Source organism: Fastidiosipila sanguinis (assembly GCF_002998295.1).
Lineage (GTDB): Bacteria > Bacillota > Clostridia > Saccharofermentanales > Fastidiosipilaceae > Fastidiosipila > Fastidiosipila sanguinis.
Genome location: NZ_CP027226.1, coordinates 288,400 through 306,644 on the forward strand (window position 1 = coordinate 288,400; position 18,245 = coordinate 306,644).

15 protein-coding genes are annotated in these 18,245 nt (G+C 34.8%); 14 read left to right on the plus strand and 1 reads right to left on the minus strand.

Annotated features, from left to right (window positions below; genetic code table 11):
* The first annotated feature begins 36 nt into the window (after positions 1 to 36).
* From C5Q98_RS01120 to C5Q98_RS01175, 12 genes are all read left to right on the plus strand, one after another.
* A complete protein-coding gene (locus C5Q98_RS01120) occupies positions 37 to 930 on the plus strand; it encodes a MurR/RpiR family transcriptional regulator (RefSeq protein ID WP_106011906.1) in 894 nt (297 codons plus the stop codon).
* A gap of 10 nt (positions 931 to 940) precedes the next feature.
* A complete protein-coding gene (locus C5Q98_RS01125; RefSeq protein ID WP_106011907.1) occupies positions 941 to 2,098 on the plus strand; it encodes an exo-beta-N-acetylmuramidase NamZ family protein in 1,158 nt (385 codons plus the stop codon).
* 26 nt (positions 2,099 to 2,124) lie between these two features.
* Positions 2,125 to 3,675 (plus strand): beta-N-acetylhexosaminidase, encoded by a 1,551-nt coding sequence (gene nagZ, locus C5Q98_RS01130; RefSeq protein ID WP_106011908.1) that lies wholly within the window; start codon positions 2,125 to 2,127, stop codon positions 3,673 to 3,675.
* Positions 3,676 to 3,698: 23 nt separating this feature from the next.
* Positions 3,699 to 4,616 (plus strand): N-acetylglucosamine kinase, encoded by a 918-nt coding sequence (locus C5Q98_RS01135; RefSeq protein WP_106011909.1) that lies wholly within the window; start codon positions 3,699 to 3,701, stop codon positions 4,614 to 4,616.
* A gap of 109 nt (positions 4,617 to 4,725) precedes the next feature.
* Positions 4,726 to 6,318 carry a 2,3-bisphosphoglycerate-independent phosphoglycerate mutase gene (gene gpmI, locus C5Q98_RS01140; protein WP_106011910.1) on the plus strand — a complete coding sequence of 531 codons (1,593 nt, stop codon included), beginning with the start codon at positions 4,726 to 4,728 and terminating at the stop codon, positions 6,316 to 6,318.
* 205 nt (positions 6,319 to 6,523) lie between these two features.
* Positions 6,524 to 7,510 carry a LacI family DNA-binding transcriptional regulator gene (locus C5Q98_RS01145; protein ID WP_106011911.1) on the plus strand — a complete coding sequence of 329 codons (987 nt, stop codon included), beginning with the start codon at positions 6,524 to 6,526 and terminating at the stop codon, positions 7,508 to 7,510.
* Between the two features lie 182 nt (positions 7,511 to 7,692).
* Positions 7,693 to 8,094 (plus strand): GNAT family N-acetyltransferase, encoded by a 402-nt coding sequence (locus C5Q98_RS01150; RefSeq protein WP_341457361.1) that lies wholly within the window; start codon positions 7,693 to 7,695, stop codon positions 8,092 to 8,094.
* Complete coding sequence (locus tag C5Q98_RS01155) at positions 8,087 to 9,022, plus strand: ribokinase (RefSeq protein ID WP_106011913.1); 936 nt, start codon at positions 8,087 to 8,089, stop codon at positions 9,020 to 9,022. Before C5Q98_RS01150 ends, C5Q98_RS01155 begins: the two co-directional genes overlap by 8 nt.
* Positions 9,023 to 9,041: 19 nt before the next feature.
* Positions 9,042 to 9,968 (plus strand): ribonucleoside hydrolase RihC, encoded by a 927-nt coding sequence (gene rihC, locus C5Q98_RS01160; protein WP_106011914.1) that lies wholly within the window; start codon positions 9,042 to 9,044, stop codon positions 9,966 to 9,968.
* Positions 9,969 to 9,990: 22 nt separating this feature from the next.
* Positions 9,991 to 11,370 (plus strand): C4-dicarboxylate transporter DcuC, encoded by a 1,380-nt coding sequence (gene dcuC / locus C5Q98_RS01165; RefSeq protein WP_106011915.1) that lies wholly within the window; start codon positions 9,991 to 9,993, stop codon positions 11,368 to 11,370.
* Positions 11,371 to 11,584: 214 nt separating this feature from the next.
* Complete coding sequence (locus C5Q98_RS01170) at positions 11,585 to 13,414, plus strand: MATE family efflux transporter (protein ID WP_106011916.1); 1,830 nt, start codon at positions 11,585 to 11,587, stop codon at positions 13,412 to 13,414.
* Positions 13,415 to 13,578: 164 nt separating this feature from the next.
* Positions 13,579 to 14,778 (plus strand): SseB family protein, encoded by a 1,200-nt coding sequence (locus C5Q98_RS01175; RefSeq protein ID WP_106011917.1) that lies wholly within the window; start codon positions 13,579 to 13,581, stop codon positions 14,776 to 14,778.
* A gap of 116 nt (positions 14,779 to 14,894) precedes the next feature.
* Here C5Q98_RS01175 and eno read toward each other — a convergent pair whose 3' ends face one another.
* A complete protein-coding gene (eno, locus tag C5Q98_RS01180) occupies positions 14,895 to 16,199 on the minus strand; it encodes a phosphopyruvate hydratase (RefSeq protein ID WP_106011918.1) in 1,305 nt (434 codons plus the stop codon).
* A 362-nt stretch (positions 16,200 to 16,561) separates the two neighbouring features.
* Here eno and C5Q98_RS01185 point away from each other — a divergent pair, with 362 nt between their 5' ends.
* A complete protein-coding gene (locus tag C5Q98_RS01185; RefSeq protein WP_158695665.1) occupies positions 16,562 to 16,960 on the plus strand; it encodes a thioredoxin family protein in 399 nt (132 codons plus the stop codon).
* Between the two features lie 18 nt (positions 16,961 to 16,978).
* The gene (alr, locus tag C5Q98_RS01190; RefSeq protein ID WP_106011920.1) at positions 16,979 to 18,217 is read left to right on the plus strand and encodes an alanine racemase; all 1,239 of its coding nucleotides are present in this window, start codon (positions 16,979 to 16,981) and stop codon (positions 18,215 to 18,217) included.
* The last annotated feature ends 28 nt before the right edge of the window (positions 18,218 to 18,245 follow it).

An 18,245-nucleotide genomic window follows, 5' to 3' on the forward strand; every position in this document is an offset into this window, starting at 1 on the left:
CATCTTAGATAAGTTAGATTTGATTAGGAGAAATTAATGAGCTCTTTTGAGATAAGTGAATTTGAAACTGTTGATAGTTTGATAACTAAGATTGATTCATCAATGGATGATCTTAATCCTACAGAACAAAAAGCGGCTAAGGCCTTTATGAACAGTCCTTATGAGCTTTTGACGAAATCAGTGCAAGAAATTACTGATGAGTCGTTTGTGAGTCAGGCAAGTTGGGTTAGATTTACGCATAAAATAGGCTTTGCAGGTCTGAAAGAGTTTAAACAATTTTTAAGTCAAGATTTATTGAATAGAAGTCTAAAACAAGAGCTAGAAGTTCCTTATGCCGAAATTAAAGGTGATGGAGATTTGAACTCTTTGGTGAATAGAGTTTATTCTAATAATATAAAAGCTATTGAATCCACACGAAGTATTTTAGATATTGATGTTTTAGAGAAAGTCGTCAATGAGATTGTTAAATGTAGGAATTTGCATTTGTTTGGAGTAGGGGCTTCAGGTATTGTTGCTCAAGATGCTCAATATAAGTTTGCAAGAATTGGTTTGAACGCTGTACATTTTCAAGATTTACATATGCAATTAACCACAGCAGCTACTATGAATTCCCAAGATTTAGCAATATTTATTTCTAACTCTGGTACGACTAAAGATATTTTAGATATAGCACATGCAGTAAAAGCTTCAGGAGCTAAAATTGTAGCAATTACAAAATTTAGTTTTAGTGAGCTTTCTCAAATAGCAGACTTTGTACTTAATAATGTTCCAGAAGATCAAAGTAGACGCGCGGGTGCTATGGCCTCAAGGATTTCCCAATTGACAGTAATTGACTTGATTTATACATTGTTGGCCAATAAATTACAAGATGAAATTGAAGACTATCTAGATAAGAGTCATAGTTATCTAATAGATAATTCACATATATAAGGATTTTATTATGAGTAAAATAAAGTTAGGTATTGAAGTACTAGCTGAAAGTAACGAATATGATTATATTTTTGCAGGCAAAAGATTAGCCCTGATTACCAATCCAACTGGTGTTGATAGGAATTTTAAATCAACTATTGATATTCTAAATGAAAAATATGATTTAAGAGCACTATTTGGACCAGAACATGGTGTCAGAGGAGATATTCCAGCAGGTGAGATCGTAGAGGCTACAGTGGATTTTGCTACAGGATTGCCTATATATAGTTTATATAGGAAAGATTCACAGAGTTTCAGCGAAGAAATGCTAGATGTTTTTGATGTCTTAGTCTATGACTTACAAGACGTTGGAGTTAGATTTTATACTTACCCGTATACATTATTAAATGCTATAGAAGATTGTGCCAAGAATGGCAAAACAGTTGTTGTCTTGGATAGACCTAACCCATTAGGTGGAGAGATAGTAGAAGGAAATATAATTGAAAACGATTATTTATCTTTCGTTGGTGGCTTTCCTATGCCAATTCGCTATGGGTTGACCATAGGTGAATTCGCAATTATGGCAGTTAAGGAAAAAGGTATAGATGTAGATATGCATGTTATTAAAATGCAAGGTTGGGAGAGAGATATGCTTTGGCCAGATACTGGTTTGCACTGGGTATCACCTTCTCCTAATATTCCTAATTTTATGACGTCTTTAATATATACAGGTAATTGTTTAACAGAGGGAACTAATCTATCTGAAGGTAGGGGTACGACTTTACCTTTTAAACAAATTGGAGCTGAGTATATAAAAAATCCAGAAGGGTTATGTGAAAAATTAAAATCACTAAATATACCAGGAGCAAGCTTTAGACCAGTATACTTTACTCCGCTGATGTCGAAGCAAGAAGGGAAATTCTGTGGTGGTATAGAATTCTATGTGGATGATATTGAAGAATACAGACCTGTAAGAACCTATTTACAAGTTCTATATAAGATAATAGAGATGTATCCAGAAGAATTTGAGTTTAGAAGTGTATTACCTCCAAGGAATAAATCATTTGTAATGTTACTTGGTGGTAACAGTAAGATTTATGATAAAGAGCCTTTGGAAGATATTTTTGCAGAATATGATGAGGCAGAAAAATATTTCTTAGAGCACAAAAAACAATACCATTTATACTAAATAATTTAGTAGAAAGAGGAAGATAAATGAGGAAAGTAGAAGAATTAAGTTTAAAAGAAAAGTTAGGACAACTTTTAGTTTTTGGGTTCCCAGGAACTGCCGTAACAGAGGATGTTATTGAGTTAATAAATGAATATAAAGCTGGAAATATTATTTTGTTTGCACACAACCTAGAGGATTTAGAACAAACAAAGGCACTTAGCAAAGAGCTAAGAGAGCGAATTTATGAGTCTACTGGAATATATCCATTTATTACTATAGACCAGGAAGGTGGAGTAGTATCAAGATTACCAGAAGGTGCTGCAATCTTCCCATCAGCTATGGCAATTAGGGCAAGTAACAATCCAGAATATGCTGAAAAAGCAGCTTATTGGACAGGATTAGAATTAAGAGCACTAGGCATGAACGTTGACTTGGCTCCTGTATTGGATATAAATAACAATCCACAAAATCCAGTAATTGGTGTAAGAAGTTATGGAGCTACGCCTGAAGAAGTTAGTGAATATGGTATAGCAGCTACAAAAGGGTATATGCGAGCTGGAGTTATGCCTGTTGCTAAGCATTTCCCTGGACATGGTGATACAGACGTAGATAGCCATATAGGTTTGCCTACAGTAGATAAGTCTGAAGAAGAATTGCTAGAGTGTGAATTTATTCCATTTGAAGAAGCTATGAAAAATGGTCTACCAGCAATTATGAATGCACATATTATTTATCCTGCTATAGAGCCAGAGCCTGTTCCAGCAACTCTATCTAAGAGAATAATGCAAGATATTGTCAGAGATAAATTAGGATTTGAAGGTTTAATTTACTCAGACTGTTTCCAAATGCAAGCTATTTCAGAACATTACGGAACTGTTAAATCATTTGCAAATGCTATTGAAGCTGGTATGGACTTGGTTTTAATATCCCATCACCCAGAGTTATCTAAAGCAGCTTTAGAAAATGCAGAAAAACAAGTTGAGCTAGGAGCTTTATCCTTAGACAGAATTAATGAATCAGTTGAAAGAGTACTTAAGTTTAAACAGGATTACACTGGTGAGAATCTTGACGAGAAATATATAGCTAATCCTGAAGCATTAGAATTGATCAAAGAAATAATTAGAGCATCTATTACAAGACTAGATAATCTTGGAGATTTACCAAAGATTGATAAAGATACTTTGTTTATAGGAAGTCCTGCAAATAGAACTACATTTGCATCTTCTGATCCAAGTCACTCTAATATATTCCCTGAATTTATGGGTAATGAATTCGCCGCTGAGTCTGTTGTAACCACAGTAAATCCTGATCAAGCTGAGATTGATAGTGTCCTAGATAAGGCTAAAAATCATAAAGTTGTAGTTTATGGAACTTATAATGCTCATTTGAATAAAGAGCAAATTAAATTAGCGGAGGCCTTACAGGCTGCAGGACACGATTTGATTGTAGTAGCTTTAAGAAATCCATATGACTTACAGTTATTGTCTGATGATGTCTATAAGATTGCAGCATTTGATTACACTGTTAAAGCTTTTGCTGCATTAGTTGATGTATTTAATGGTGGAGAAGCTAGTGGCGTATTACCACTGCTGTAGAGTTAACAGGGTTATTATTTAATATGGAAAAATATGTTTTAGGTTTAGATGGAGGTGGTACAAGCTGCAAAGCTTGTGCCACCGATCTAAATGGGAAAGTTTTATTAAGAGATATTGCCGGATCCATAAATATTAATGGTGTCAGCGAAAATTATGTTCGAGCAGAATTATCTGCACTTTTAGCAAGAATTTATTCTGAAATGGGCGATATGCCTGAGTTCATTGTTATTGGAGTTGCAGGAATAAGTAATCCACGCACAAAAGAAGTTATGATGTCAATTCTTCATGACACTGGCTATAGAGGCAAAGTCATAATTACTGGAGACTTTAAGATTGCGCTATATGCCAAATTAGGGATATTAAATGGAGTATTATTGATTTCTGGAACTGGTTCAATTGCTTATGGTATTAATTCTCGAGGAGATGAGATTCGTGTTGGAGGATATGGTCATATAATTGATGATCTAGGTAGTGCCTATGCAATTGGAAGAGATATTTTAGCTAGTGTTATAAAATATTTTGATGGTAGAAATGAAGCTACTGTTCTTACAGATCTTGTAATGAAAAAGTTAGAAATAAGTAGCATTGATGAATTAATTTCCTATATATATAGTCCAGAACGTAAGAAAAGTGATATAGCAGCTTTGGCGGCATTGGTAGAACCTGCGACAAGAGCTAATGATAAGACAGCTATTGAGATTCAAGAAAAAGCAGCTAAAGATCTTGCTGATTTAGTAGAAACCATTATCAAGAGAATGGATGAAGAGGAGATTAAGTTAGCATTCTCTGGAAGTGTATTAGAGAAAAATAACTTTATAAGAGAATCACTTATCAAAAATATTGAGCAATTAAATACAGCATGCACAATAGAGATAGTGGATAGCGAAAATGATGCTGCTTATGGTGCGGCTTTGTTGGCTTTAGAAGAACTCTTTTCTTAATGCATTAATTGAAGCAAAGACCAAACTGGTGTAAAATGAGGAGAGAATAGTTGAATAATAAGTAGCTATAACTAAGCTAATTATTGATATAAAAGGAGGAAATTACGATATGGCAGTCGATAACAAAGTAGTTTTGGTTGTTATGGATGGTGTTGGTATTTCTGATAAAGAATACGGTAACGCTGTTTTGAACGCTAGAACACCTAATTTAGACTTTTTAGCAGATAAATATATGATGCGTCCTATCAAAGCTCACGGTACTGAAGTTGGTTTACCAAGTGATTCAGATATGGGTAATAGTGAGGTCGGACATAACGCAATGGGTGCAGGACAAATTTATTCACAAGGTGCCCAATTAGTTAATGAATCAGTAGATTCCGGAAGAATCTTTGAATCAGAGACATGGAAGGATTTAGTTGAACAAGTAAAAGAGAATGACGGAACTTTCCATTTCCTAGGTTTACTTTCTGATGGTGGTGTCCACTCACACATTGATCACTTGAAAGCTTTAGTAAAAGAAGCAAAAGCTGAAGGAGTTAATAAAGTTAGAGTTCACGTTCTCTTTGATGGTCGTGATACCCCTCCAACATCAGGTGGTGGATTTATTGAAGATATTGAAAACTTCTTAAGCGAGCAAAGTGACGATAACTTCGATGCAAGAGTAGCTTCTGGTGGTGGCCGTATGGTTATTACCATGGATAGATACGAAGCTAACTGGCCAATGGTTGAATTAGGTTGGAAGACTCACGTATTAGGTGAAGGTAGACAATTTGCAAGTGGTACAGAAGCGTACAAGACTTTGACAGAAGAAACAGGTTGCATCGATCAAGATGTTCCACCTTTTGTAGTAGCAGAAAATGGAGAGCCTATTGGTACAGTAGAAGACGGAGACAGTGTTGTCTTCTATAACTTCCGTGGTGACCGTGCGATTGAGATTAGTAGAGCTTTTGACGAGGAAGATTTCTCAGAATTTGATAGAGTAAAATATCCTAAGATTAAATATGCAGGTATGCTTGAGTATGATACAGAAGTACATATTCCTTCACACTATTTGGTAAGTCCTCCAAACATTAGTAATACTCTAAGTGAGCATCTCTGTGGTTTAGGTGTCAAAGCTTATGCAGTAGCTGAAGGACAAAAATTCGGTCACGTTACATATTTCTGGAATGGTAACAAATCTGGATATATTAATGAAGCTTTGGAATTATATGAAGAAGTAAAATCTGATAATGTACCTTTCCAAACTACTCCATGGATGAAGTCAGCAGAAGTTGCTACAAAATTAATTGAAGCAATTGAATCAGATAAATTTGACTTCTTGCGTTGTAACTTTGCGAACGGTGATATGGTTGGACATACAGGTGTTTATGAATCAACAATTATCGGTATGGAAGCAGTAGACTTGGCAATTGGTCGTATTTACAGAGCTTGTGAAAAAGCTGGTTATACACTTATGATTACAGCAGACCACGGTAATGCAGAAGTAATGTTTGCAGACAAGAAAGATAAAGATGGTAACCCTGTAGCAAAAACAAGTCATACCACTAACCCTGTACCATTCTATATTTGTGATGATAAACATGAGTGGAAGTTCAAAGAAGGTGAATTTGGTTTAAGTAACTTAGCTGCAACAGTATGTGATGTATTAGGTGTAGCAAAACCAGATGCAAGCTGGAATTGGAATGAATCAATGGTTGATTAATTTAATTGATATAGGCAAAATTATCAGAACTAAGTTAATGTAATTAAATATATTTCTGATATCCCTATATTGAATCAAACCTAAACTAAAAGTTAATAATGGTGTTGCCTAATTATGCTTCCATAAAATAGGCGACACCATTTTATTTTTGTGCTTTAATAATATTATTAATAAGCTAAAATTTTGTTGGAGTAATTGAAAGTGTATGAGGAAAAAAGTAACACTTAAAGATATTGCTAAATTAGCAGGGGTTTCTGAAAGTACAGTTTCTTTGGTACTAAATAAAAGGGATATAAGAATAAGTACTGAGAAAAAGGAAGAAATCTTGAGAATAGCAGATGACTTGCGTTACAGGCCCAATCTTTTAGCAAAGAGCCTGTCTTCTCAAAAAACTTATACTATTGGCCTTATTATTCCTGATCTATCCAATCCTTTTTTTGCAAGTTTGGCAAATCACATTGAAATTATTTTACGTTCCAAAGGTTATTTGCTCTTCGTAGCTAATAGTAATGACGAACTTGATATGGATAATAAGTTAATCACAAGATTCCAAGATTATCAGGTAGATGCATTAATTTACTGTCCAGCTAATGAAAGCTTTTCTCTAAGTACAAAAGAACGTGCTGCGTTAACAAAATTTTCTGTGGCAAGTGTAATTGTTGACAGAATTTTTCCGGACTTGGAAGAAAATCAAGTGTGTTTCGATAATGAATATGGTGGCTATATAGCAAGTAAGTATCTATTGGATTCAGGTTGTCAAAATGTTGCTTTTGTTAGTGGAGACCTCAATAACTATAATGCTTCACAAAGATTTGCTGGATATAAACGAGCCCTTCAAGAGCATAATCAAGATTTGAATGAAAAAATAATTTTTCCAGGAAATTATAGATTTGAATCTGGATATAATATTGATGTAAATATTTTGCAAGAAGAGAAAGTAGATGGTGTATTTTGTAGTAATGATTTAATGGCTTTTGGACTTTTGAGAAAATTAGAAGAGAATGATTTTGCAGATGAGATAAGAGTGGTAGGCTATGACAGCTTATTTGCAAAGGAAATAGTGCCTGGGTATTTTAAGTCTGTTGCTCAAGATACAAAATTATTAGCAGAACAAGTTTGTGAGCAGTTGCTAGCTCAAATCAATGACCCTAACTATAAAACTACAACGATTTTATCTCCTGAATTAATATAATTTTCATGACTATATAAGTTTTATACTGAACCAGAAATAATTTTTATATGCTTATTTTACAAATATAAAATTATAAATATATTTTGAATTGTTGGTATTGACAAGGAAAATCCTTATAGGTAAACTTAATGTATATTTATGGTAAAACGGTTTAGCAAAAGGTTAACACTAAGATGCTGGAAGTGAAGAATAATACTCTGAATTCTGAAATATATCTCAAATTACACGCTGAATGTGGTTTTAAAATGTATGAACCTTCAGATGTAGAGATTGCCCTACAGGGTGATATATTTGATGTAGTTTTATATGAAGATGAAGAAGCTATTGGTATGGGTAGGGTCATAGGTGATGGGAGAATAGTATTTTTTCTCAAAGACGTAATGGTTTCTGATAACTATAGAGGCAAGGGTTATGGCAATATAATCATGAATGAAATAATGAAATATATACGTAGTGTTGCCTGTCCAGAAGCATATGTTGGTCTAATGTCTACACCAGGAAAAGAAGAGTTTTATAAAAAATTTGGTTTCATAGAGAGACCTAATGCTGATTTCGGAAGTGGGATGGTGATGTATATTGAGTAAGAAAGTTTTTGTTCTGGGAAGTATAAATGTTGATTTAATGATAAATACCCCGCGTTTACCTGAGAAAGGGGAAACCATCTTAGGAAGTAATTTCAGAATTTCTATGGGTGGTAAAGGTGCGAATCAGGCTGCAAGCTGTGGCTTGTTAGGAACTGAGACCATTTTCATAGGTAATGTAGGAAATGATGATTTTGCAGATCTTGCTCTAGAAGACCTCGAAAATAATTTCTCAATTGATACTCGTTTTATCAGAAGAAAAAATGATATAAGTACGGGAACTGCGGTTATAACTCAGGTAGATAACGACAATGTAATTATTGTAGATTCCGGCGCCAATATGACTATAGATTTAGATCAAGTGCATTCTGCTCTAAACGAAGCTAACGAAGGAGATGTGTTTTTAGCTCAGTTTGAAGTGGATTTTGACCTAGTGAAAGAGTCATTAAAACTTGCAAAAGCAAAACATATGTATACAATAATTAACCCAGCTCCGGCCAATGAAATTCCAGATGATATGTTAAAAGATATTGACTGTTTGATTTTAAACCAGTCGGAGACAGAAATCCTGAGTGGAATTTATCCAGAAGATTTGGATAGCTGCATTGAGGCAAAAGAAATCCTCTCATCTAAAGGTGTTAAAGCCTTATTGTTTACATTAGGAGCCAATGGTTGCTTATACATAGATGAAAACTTGGAAGTGGAAGTTCCAGGCGAGCGTGTAAAGGTAGTAGATACTACAGGTGCTGGAGACTCTTTTATTGGGGCTTATGTAAGCTCGATGGTAAAGGGCAATTCAATCGAAGCCAGTTTGAAATTTGCAAATGCCTACGCAGCTTTTAATTGTACAAATAGGGGAGCAAGATCGGGGTTAAAAAGATTTGGAACTTATGCAGAGTTAGTAAAAGGGTTAGAAAAATTTAAGTCATAACAGCGAAAGGAGAACTTAAATGAGTAATGTTAAAAGACCAATAATAATCGATACAGATCCAGGTATAGATGATGCAGTAGCACTAGCAATTGCTCTGTTCGCAGAAGAGTTGGACGTTAAATTATTAACAACAGTCGCTGGTAATGTTAGTTTAGAAAAAGTTACCTTAAACACTCTCAAACTCTTGACCTTGTACAACAAAAATGTACCAGTAGCAAAAGGTGCATACAAACCTCTCATGAGACCCGTGATTGATGCTAGTGGTATACATGGTGAAACTGGTATGGATGGATTTGATTTCCCAGAACCAAATACCTCTCTATTATTAGATAAAACAGCTATAGAAGCCATGAGAGATGTAATAGTAGGGTCTGATGAGAAAATAACTTTAATAGGTTTAGGACCTCTAACTAATATTGCAAACTTTATCAATGTTTATCCAGAGTTGTTAGACAGAATTGAAGAAGTAATAATTATGGGTGGTGCTGTAGGCAGAGGTAACTCAGGCGTATATGCAGAGTTTAACTTCCATGTTGATCCAGAGGCAGCAAGTATCCTATTTAATAGTGGACTAAAAGTTACAGTAGCAACAATTGAGCCTGGTTTGAAAGCACTTGTATATCCAGAAGATTCAGCAAAAATCAAAGAGATGCATGAAATTGGAGAAATGTTCTATGCTCTATTCTCTAAATATAGAGGTGGAAGCTTCAATACAGGTCTAAAGATGTATGACTCATGCGCAATTGCTTATTTATTAGCACCAGAAATGTTTGAGACAGTTACAACTAGAGTGGCAGTTGAAACAAAAGGAGAGCATACAGCAGGAGCATTTTTGGTAGATCTAAGGAACTATTTAGATGTTGATACTGAAGCAACAGTAACCTTGGATATTGATGAAGGTAAGTTCAAAGACTGGTTCTTAGAAAGAATCAGCAAATGTAAATAATGTAATAGGAGGATTAACATTTATGAACCCATTATTGATGTATAGCGTGGCTATTTTAGCAGTCGCTTTGGTCATATATATGCTACTCAAAAAAGCAGATGTTAAGATTACCTTGTTTGGTGTAGGTATGGTCTTGATGATTATTGCTATTTTGAATGGTGTAGAGGTAGTAGAAGGATCTAATAATGTGTTTATAGACCCTATAGTGTCTGTAATAGATGCATTCAAAAGTCAATTAGGTCGAGCAGGATTCATAATTTTAATTTTAGGTGGATATACTGCATATATGAGTAAAATTGGAGCTAATGAAGTAACAGTCTCAGTTTTGACTAAACCACTAAAAAATATTAGCTCACCTTATGTACTGGTTCCTATAGTATTTTTACTAGGTCAATTATTGTCATTAGTAATTCCTAGTGCATCAAACTTAGCTATTATTTTGCTAGCGACTTTATACCCAGTGCTGAAAGCATCAGGTATGAGCAACTTAACAGCTGCTGGTGTTATAGCTACAACAGCTACAGTAATGCCTACACCATTAGGTTCAGATAACGTAGCGATTGCAGAAGCTTTGGACATGAGTGTCACAGAATATGTATTCCAACACCATGCTAGAATTTCTATACCAGCAATTTTGGTAATGGCAGTAGTACATTTCTTCTGGCAAAAATACATGGACAAAAAAGCTGGACTAATTAATGAAAAAGGCATAGCTGAAACTACTGAAATTAAAGAGATAAAAGGTGGCGCATTATTCAAAACAGTATACGCAATCTTGCCTCTTCTACCTATCCTGATTTTGTTAGGTTCATTTGTAGTAAATCAATTTACAAAATCTAACTTAAACTTATCCGTTGAAGTCGTTTCTGTAATCTCATTTATAATTGCATTGGTTTGCGAATTGTTCAGACGCAGAGATGGTAAGGTTGTATTAGAAGAGACAGACTCTTTCTTCAAAGGTATGGGTAATGCCATGGGAACTGTAGCTTTATTAGTAGCAGCTACTACATTCGTAAATGGTTTGAAAGCTATTGGATTGATAGATTCATTACAAACTGCAATGACAACAGCTAATGCATCAGGTGTCATCTTGCCACTAATTTTAGTAGGTCTAACAGCTCTAATCGTATTGTTAAGTGGTAGTGGAACAGCACTAACCTTTGCTATGATTCCTCTATATGCACCGTTAGCAGCTGCAGCAAGTATTTCACCACTGCTATTAACATTAACAGTAGGACTAACAGGAAATATTCTAAGAGCTATGTCTCCTGTATCAGCTGTAGTTAATATTGTTGCAGGATCTACAAAAGAAGAGCCAATAGACATAGTTAAGAGAACAGCAGTACCTATGCTAGCAGGTGTAGTAACTGTATTGGTACTATCTGTAATCTTCTACTTATAATATCTAATGATTGATAAATTTAATTAGAAGGTTATAATAAAGCTTCATAATTAAATTAAGACTGAATGGCAACAATCGTGTTGCCATTCTTTTTTCGTTTAAAATCAGATGCAATCTCTAAATTGCTTATTTTACTTGACGAAAAACATTATAGAATAGATACTATGCTAGGACTATTTCTAGTGGATAAATTTTACTTAGATAAAGGTGAAAAATGGCAGTTAAATCTCTAAAAAGAATGAATAATATTGATACAACTACAGGTGTAATCTGGAAGAAAATATTGTTATTTACTTTACCAATATTACTTTCAAACTTCTTACAACAGCTATATGGAACTGTTGATATGATTATCTTGGGTACTTATGGTAGTAGTACTGCACTTGGAGCGGTAGGTACAACAACATCGTTGACTAATGTTTTGTTAGGATTATTCGTTGGTATCTCAACGGGTTCTTCAGTAGCTCTGGCACAGGCATATGGAGCGAGTGATAATAGAAGAATTTATAAAGTTGTTCATTCTACGATATTCTGGGGATTGATCTCAGGTATTGTTTTGACTGCTATAGGTTTAATTTTCTCAAGACCGTTATTGGAATTAATGAACTGTCCGGGAAGTCTAATTGAGGAAGCTACTACCTATATGGTATGGATATTTGTAGGTATGATTCCTATAAGTTTATATAACATGGGTTCTGCTGTACTTAGGGCAATTGGTGATTCAAGGCGACCATTTTATTTCTTAATTGCAGCGGCAGTAACTAATATTATTTTAGACTATATTTTTGTAGGTTTGTTTGACTGGAATGTTTTTGGTGCTGCTATGGCAACAATAATTTCCCAAGCAGTTGCTGCAGTTTTGACTATTGTTACATTGGTCAATGCTAACGGCGCCTATAGATTATATTTAAAAGAAGTTAGACCTTACAAAGAAGAGTCGATGATGATAATTAAGATTGGTGTACCAGCAGGTTTTCAATCTGCAATTATTTCTTCATCTAATGCTTTAATCCAGTCTCAAGTAAATAAATTCGGTGAAGGTGTAGTAGAGGCCTATGCAGCATTTAACCGTTTGGATGGATTCTACTATATGTCTATTAACTCATTTAGTGTGGCAGCAACTACCTTCGTTGGACAAAACTTAGGTGCTAAGAAATATCATCGTGTCCGTAAAGGTATTAAAGTATCTATAATGCTTGGTGTTATAGTAGCTATCTTTGTTGGTATTATAATGGGTGTATTCAGGGAAGAATTCTTAGATGTATTTAACCTAGCGCCAGAAAACATGGAATATGGTAAGTTTGCTATAGCTATGGATAGTCTTGCCTACTGGATATTTGCTATAGGAGATGTGTTGTCTGGTGCAATTAGAGGTGCAGGTAAATCTTTATTCCCAATGATATCTTCACTAATAAACATGTTCGGTATTCGACAAATGTGGGTCTTTGGAATTCAAAAGGTCAATCCAAGTTTCCAAGCTATTATCTTGGCTTACCCAGTATCATGGATTTTCCAGACAACTATGATGCTGACTTATTTCATCAGAGGAAATTGGTTGCCAGAAGATTTGGCAGAGGAAATTGCTGAAGAATTGGATGGTGATCTTATCAAAGACGTATCAGCAGATTTGAGTAGTGACGAGGATGCTGATAATAATGAAATTGAAGCAGAGGTAGATGCTGAGACTGAAGTGTCTGAGCTAGAGGGGTCAGCAGAAGAGCAGTCTGTAGAAGTAGAAGAGCAGGTTGAAGTGAGTGAAGAAGTCACAGAGAAAACTAGTGAAGAAGTAGATGCTAGTGAAGTAGTTGACGAAGTGGAAGTTCAAGAAAAAGTTGCTGATGCTGAACAAAATGTTGATGTTCTAGAGATTGAAGATGAGAAAAATGAAGAGCTTGATTTGGGTATGGAATCATCTATAGAAGAAACTGATATTATTTTGGATCGATTGGAAACTGATCCAGAAAATATATATCCAGACGAAGGATCAACTTATCCTGTTCGTGAAAATGATGATCAAAATCCGGATATTTACCCGCAAAAATAATTTAATCTGATTTGAAGATAAAGGCTTCTTTAGTTGATGGAACTAAGGAAGCTTTTTGCTTAATCAATTTAAAGGAGTAAATGCTTTTGAGCAAATATTTATATTTCTTTAATTTCAGCTCTGCTATTATATATACATAAATAAAATATAAAGAGAGGCCAACAATGAAAGATACAAATACAGAAGACAAATCAAATGAAAAAGATAAAGTTTTAGATGATTATATGGCAAAGTTGTGGTCTTACGATCCAGAGAATCCTGAATTAGGTATGAGAGATCCCAAAGAGCTAGAAGAGATTTTCACCAAAGCTGATTTCGATTTTAATCCATTAGCCTATCAGGCAGGCGAACTACGTTACTTAGCATACCACGGAGGTAGGCTAGTATATTTCATGCGTCTTGACAAAGCTCAGAAACGTAAAGAACGTGAAAAGATAGAAGCGGAAGGTGGCAAAACAGAGCTAAGTGAAGAGCAAAAAGAGGCTGATGAGCAAAGTACCAACCTTTTATTAGTTACTCAAAACCGTCTTGATATAATTCATGAAGGTTTAAGAGATAGGATAATAAAACTTCTAGGCGTTTATTACTATAAATCTAAAATAACAAATGCCCCATATATTGATGGAAAGGGTAGAGTATTTATTTTTATTACTCCAGTTGCTATTGAAAAGGCTGAAACAGTACTTAATGAGAATCCTGATCTCGAATTAGAATTTGCAGATAATATTGAGAATTTGTCTAAGCAGTTATACTTAAATGCTTGCGACATTATTCTGATAAATGATGGAGATTTAGCATTTGAGGCTAGGAGAGAATATATCTTGCCACAGAGTGAGATTGAGACTGATGAAGAGAAAAATGTTATATCTGAGAATAATAGAAATTTACGCTATTTCATTCTGTCATTTGGTCAAGTGTTAATGTCTGAACATGAATTTGCTGAAGAAGATGATGAGCAGTATAGAATGGCCTTGTTACAATTGGAAGCTCAGATTTCTGCACGTTTAATGTCAGCAAATGCATATTTTACTGTCAAAGAAATTGCAGAGGGTAATCAGGCGGTTGAGTTTGTTATTTTAAATGATGAAACAGGTAGAAAAGCTATTGGATGCTTCGTAGATGATGCGTCCTTGCCAGTTGGAGGTCCTTTCGAGTACAAAGTAATGCCATTCTTGCCGATTGCTAAACTCGTGTTAGAGTCACTTGAAGAAGGTGCACAACAAGAGCTTGATGGTATCATAATAAATCCTGGCACATTGAATTTCTTCTTGGATATTAAATGGTTACAACGTTTATTAAGTTTTGCCGATTATATGCAAAAACAACAAGAGAACAAAGAAAAGAGAGATTCAGAAGAAAAGTAATAGCGTCTAGGTTTACTTATTAATGATATAAGATAATTTACTTTATATTACGAAGAAAATAAAAGGGACTTTCATTTGAAAGTCCCTTTCTTATACTAAAAACTTATTTATCTGAATTATAGATCAGCGTTGATAGCATCTTTACCTAAGTAAGTAGCTCTTTCGCCTAATTCTTCTTCGATTCTTAGTAATTGGTTGTATTTAGCAACACGGTCTGTACGAGCTGGAGCACCAGTCTTGATTTGACCTGCGTTTAATGCTACTGCGATATCTGCGATGTAAGCATCTTCTGTCTCACCTGAACGGTGTGATACAACACTTGTGAAGCCAGCTAATCTTGCTGTTTCCATAGCGTCCATTGTCTCTGTCAATGTACCAATTTGGTTAACTTTGATCAAGATTGAGTTAGCAGCTTTCTTTTCAATACCTTTTACTAAACGACTTGTGTTTGTAACGAATAGGTCGTCACCAACTAATTGAATCTTGTCGCCAAGTCTTTCGTTAAGTTTTGCCCAACCTTCCCAGTCTTCTTCTGCTAGACCATCTTCTAGAGATGCGATTGGGTATTTGTTTACTAGGTCTTCCCAGAAGTCAATCATTTCATCAGTTGTTCTGAATTCGCCTGTCTTCCAGAAGTAGTAACCATCTTTATCAATCTTCTTAGCTTCTTCATATAGCTCAGTCATAGCTGGGTCCATTGCTAATACGAAATCTTTACCTGGTTTGAAGCCTGCTTTTTCGATAGCTTTTACCAAGTATTCTAGAGCTGCTTCGTCTGATTCTAGATCAGGAGCGAAACCACCTTCGTCACCAACAGCTGTTGATAAACCATCAGCTTTCAATAAGCTCTTTAATGTGTGGTATACGTCTGCACACCATTGCAATGCTTCACGGAAGCTTGATGCACCGATTGGCATAATCATGAATTCTTGTAGGTTTAGGTTTGAGTCAGCGTGTTTACCACCATTCATAACGTTCATCATTGGAACTGGTAGTACATGTGAATTTAAACCACCTAAGTATGTGAATAAGCTTTCGTTACGTGTCAAAGCAGCAGCTTTTGCAACAGCTAATGAAACACCTAAGATTGCGTTAGCACCTAGCTTAGCTTTGTTGTCTGTACCGTCTAGCTCTAACATTGTGTTATCAATTAATCTTTGGTTGAAAACGCTAATTCCTTGTACTGCTGGTGCAATTAGCTTGTTAACATTTTCTACAGCCTTCAATACACCTTTACCTTGATAACGTTTCTTGTCACCATCGCGCAACTCAACTGCTTCGAATGCACCTGTTGATGCACCTGAAGGTACAGAAGCACGACCTAATACACCTGATTCTGTAACTACGTCTACTTCTACAGTAGGGTTACCACGAGAGTCTAAAATTTCTCTAGCTCTAACTGTTTTAATAATACTAGACATTAAAACTATCCTCCTTTTTTATTGTTATTCATGTAACAACTTTATTAAACATACTTATTATAGATTAAATTTGCCAATTTTGGTAGAGAAGATTTAGATAATGCTTTTAATTAATTGTAAAGATACTTTGTATTATCGAGTTTACTCGTATTACATGCAAAATGAGACTATTAAAATGATGTTTTTGTGCTAAAGTCGTTAGACGATCAAGATTTTACCAAAGGTAACTCGAGTTACCGTATTTTATACATTAGAGCGTATATAATGTTTGCCGCAATGAAAATAAATTAGTTAATTAGAAAATAATTGTTATATATAGTTTAAACGCGTATAATATGCTTATTTATGGGGAGAGAGGGATAATGTCAAATTTACTTGAAAATGGTTTTATGGAAAATTTAAGCAAGAATCCTGATAAACTTACAATTTTGCATTATGGTACAAACTGGTGTCAAAATTGTGAAAGGATGGAACCTATACTTAAAGAATTGAAACAAAGATATAAAGATGAAAATGTAGATTTCAAGTTTATAGATGTAGAAGAGCAAATTGAGTTTTGCGAAGAAAATAGAGTGTTTAGTATTCCTACAACTTGTGTGTTAAGAGGCGATACAGTAGTTGAGAGAATTATTGGTTGTCATGATGATGATGTTTATTTTAAAGCTGTTGATAATGCTATCAATTTAACTAAAGCAGAAGTTGAGGCTACAGAAAATGAGATAGTAAATATAAATTTAGACACAAGAGAAAAAATCAATTAAGTTAAATAGAGAAAAACAATGAGAGAAGTTATTCTAAAAAAATCTGAAGAATCTGAAGATTTATATAAATATGTTGGTAGAACATGGGTTGAGATTGATTTGAATCAGTTAAAGACCAATTTTCAGATTGTGAAATCGATGCTTGCAGAAAAAACAGGCATAATTATGGTTCTTAAAGCAAATGCTTATGGACACGGAGCAGTAGAATTAGCGAAAGAAGTTTCTACATTTGGGCCTTTAGGATTTGCTGTTGCTAGTTTAGATGAAGGCTTAGAGTTAAGAGAACACGGTATTAAAGAACCAATCTTATTGTTGAGTTGTAATGAACTAGAGCGAGCAGGTGAAGGAATTGAAGCTGATCTGACTTTCAGCTTGATTAGTAAAGAATTTGGCGAGAAGCTGAGTGAAGCAGCTAAGACTCTGGGGAGAAAAGCCAAAGTTCATGTTACTTTAGATAGTGGCATGGGTAGATTAGGATTTAAAACAGATGCAATAAATTCTTTGCAAGAAGTAGAGTATTTATACAGTCTTGGTACATTAGAATTTAGTGGTATTTATACTCACTTTGCTACGGCAGATGGACATGATTTTAGTACAGGTGGAGATCTGAGGCCGTTGGCAGAAGAATATATGAAACAACAAAAGCAAAAGTTTGATGATTTTGTTGAAGCTCTTGAAGTTAGAGGTATACATATTCCTCTTCATCATGTTTCAAATTCTGGTGCAATCGTAACTAAACCTGATTTTCATTTGGAAGCAGTTAGATCCGGAATTATTAGCTATGGAATATATCCGTCTGAGAATGGATTTGTACCTGGAGTACAACCAATTTTATCTTGGAAAACTAGGATAATGCAAGTCAAACGCTTAAAAGCTGGTGATACAGTTAGTTACGATAGACATTTTGTAGCAGAAAAAGATATGACTATAGCAGTTTTGCCAGTTGGCTATGCAGATGGTTATGATAGAGACATGTATGGAAGCGCACAAGTACAGTATAGAGGTGCTAAGTGCGATGTAATCGGAACTATATGCATGGATATGTTAATGATTGACTGCAGTGGATTGGACTTTGAACCCCAAGTAGGAGATGTAGTTGACTTAATAAGTAATCAACTAGGAAATGATTTTATTAATGTATATAACCATGCAAGTTGGAGATCTACTATACCTTACGAAGTATGCACCTCAATATCATATAGATGTCCGAGAGTATATTTTAAAAACGGTAAAGCTGAAAAAATTGCTTGGTTATAAGTTAAAACTGAATTTTAAAATTAGTTAT

Bases quoted from the DNA above. Each gene is read 5' to 3' on its own strand.
- C5Q98_RS01120 (WP_106011906.1), top strand. From the start codon at position 37: ATGAGCTCTTTTGAGATAAGTGAATTTGAAACTGTTGATAGTTTGATA.
- C5Q98_RS01125 (WP_106011907.1), top strand. From the start codon at position 941: ATGAGTAAAATAAAGTTAGGTATTGAAGTACTAGCTGAAAGTAACGAA.
- nagZ (WP_106011908.1), top strand. From the start codon at position 2,125: ATGAGGAAAGTAGAAGAATTAAGTTTAAAAGAAAAGTTAGGACAACTT.
- C5Q98_RS01135 (WP_106011909.1), top strand. From the start codon at position 3,699: ATGGAAAAATATGTTTTAGGTTTAGATGGAGGTGGTACAAGCTGCAAA.
- gpmI (WP_106011910.1), top strand. From the start codon at position 4,726: ATGGCAGTCGATAACAAAGTAGTTTTGGTTGTTATGGATGGTGTTGGT.
- C5Q98_RS01145 (WP_106011911.1), top strand. From the start codon at position 6,524: ATGAGGAAAAAAGTAACACTTAAAGATATTGCTAAATTAGCAGGGGTT.
- rihC (WP_106011914.1), top strand. From the start codon at position 9,042: ATGAGTAATGTTAAAAGACCAATAATAATCGATACAGATCCAGGTATA.
- dcuC (WP_106011915.1), top strand. From the start codon at position 9,991: ATGAACCCATTATTGATGTATAGCGTGGCTATTTTAGCAGTCGCTTTG.
- C5Q98_RS01170 (WP_106011916.1), top strand. From the start codon at position 11,585: ATGGCAGTTAAATCTCTAAAAAGAATGAATAATATTGATACAACTACA.
- C5Q98_RS01175 (WP_106011917.1), top strand. From the start codon at position 13,579: ATGAAAGATACAAATACAGAAGACAAATCAAATGAAAAAGATAAAGTT.
- eno (WP_106011918.1), bottom strand. From the start codon at position 16,199: ATGTCTAGTATTATTAAAACAGTTAGAGCTAGAGAAATTTTAGACTCT.
- C5Q98_RS01185 (WP_158695665.1), top strand. From the start codon at position 16,562: ATGTCAAATTTACTTGAAAATGGTTTTATGGAAAATTTAAGCAAGAAT.
- alr (WP_106011920.1), top strand. From the start codon at position 16,979: ATGAGAGAAGTTATTCTAAAAAAATCTGAAGAATCTGAAGATTTATAT.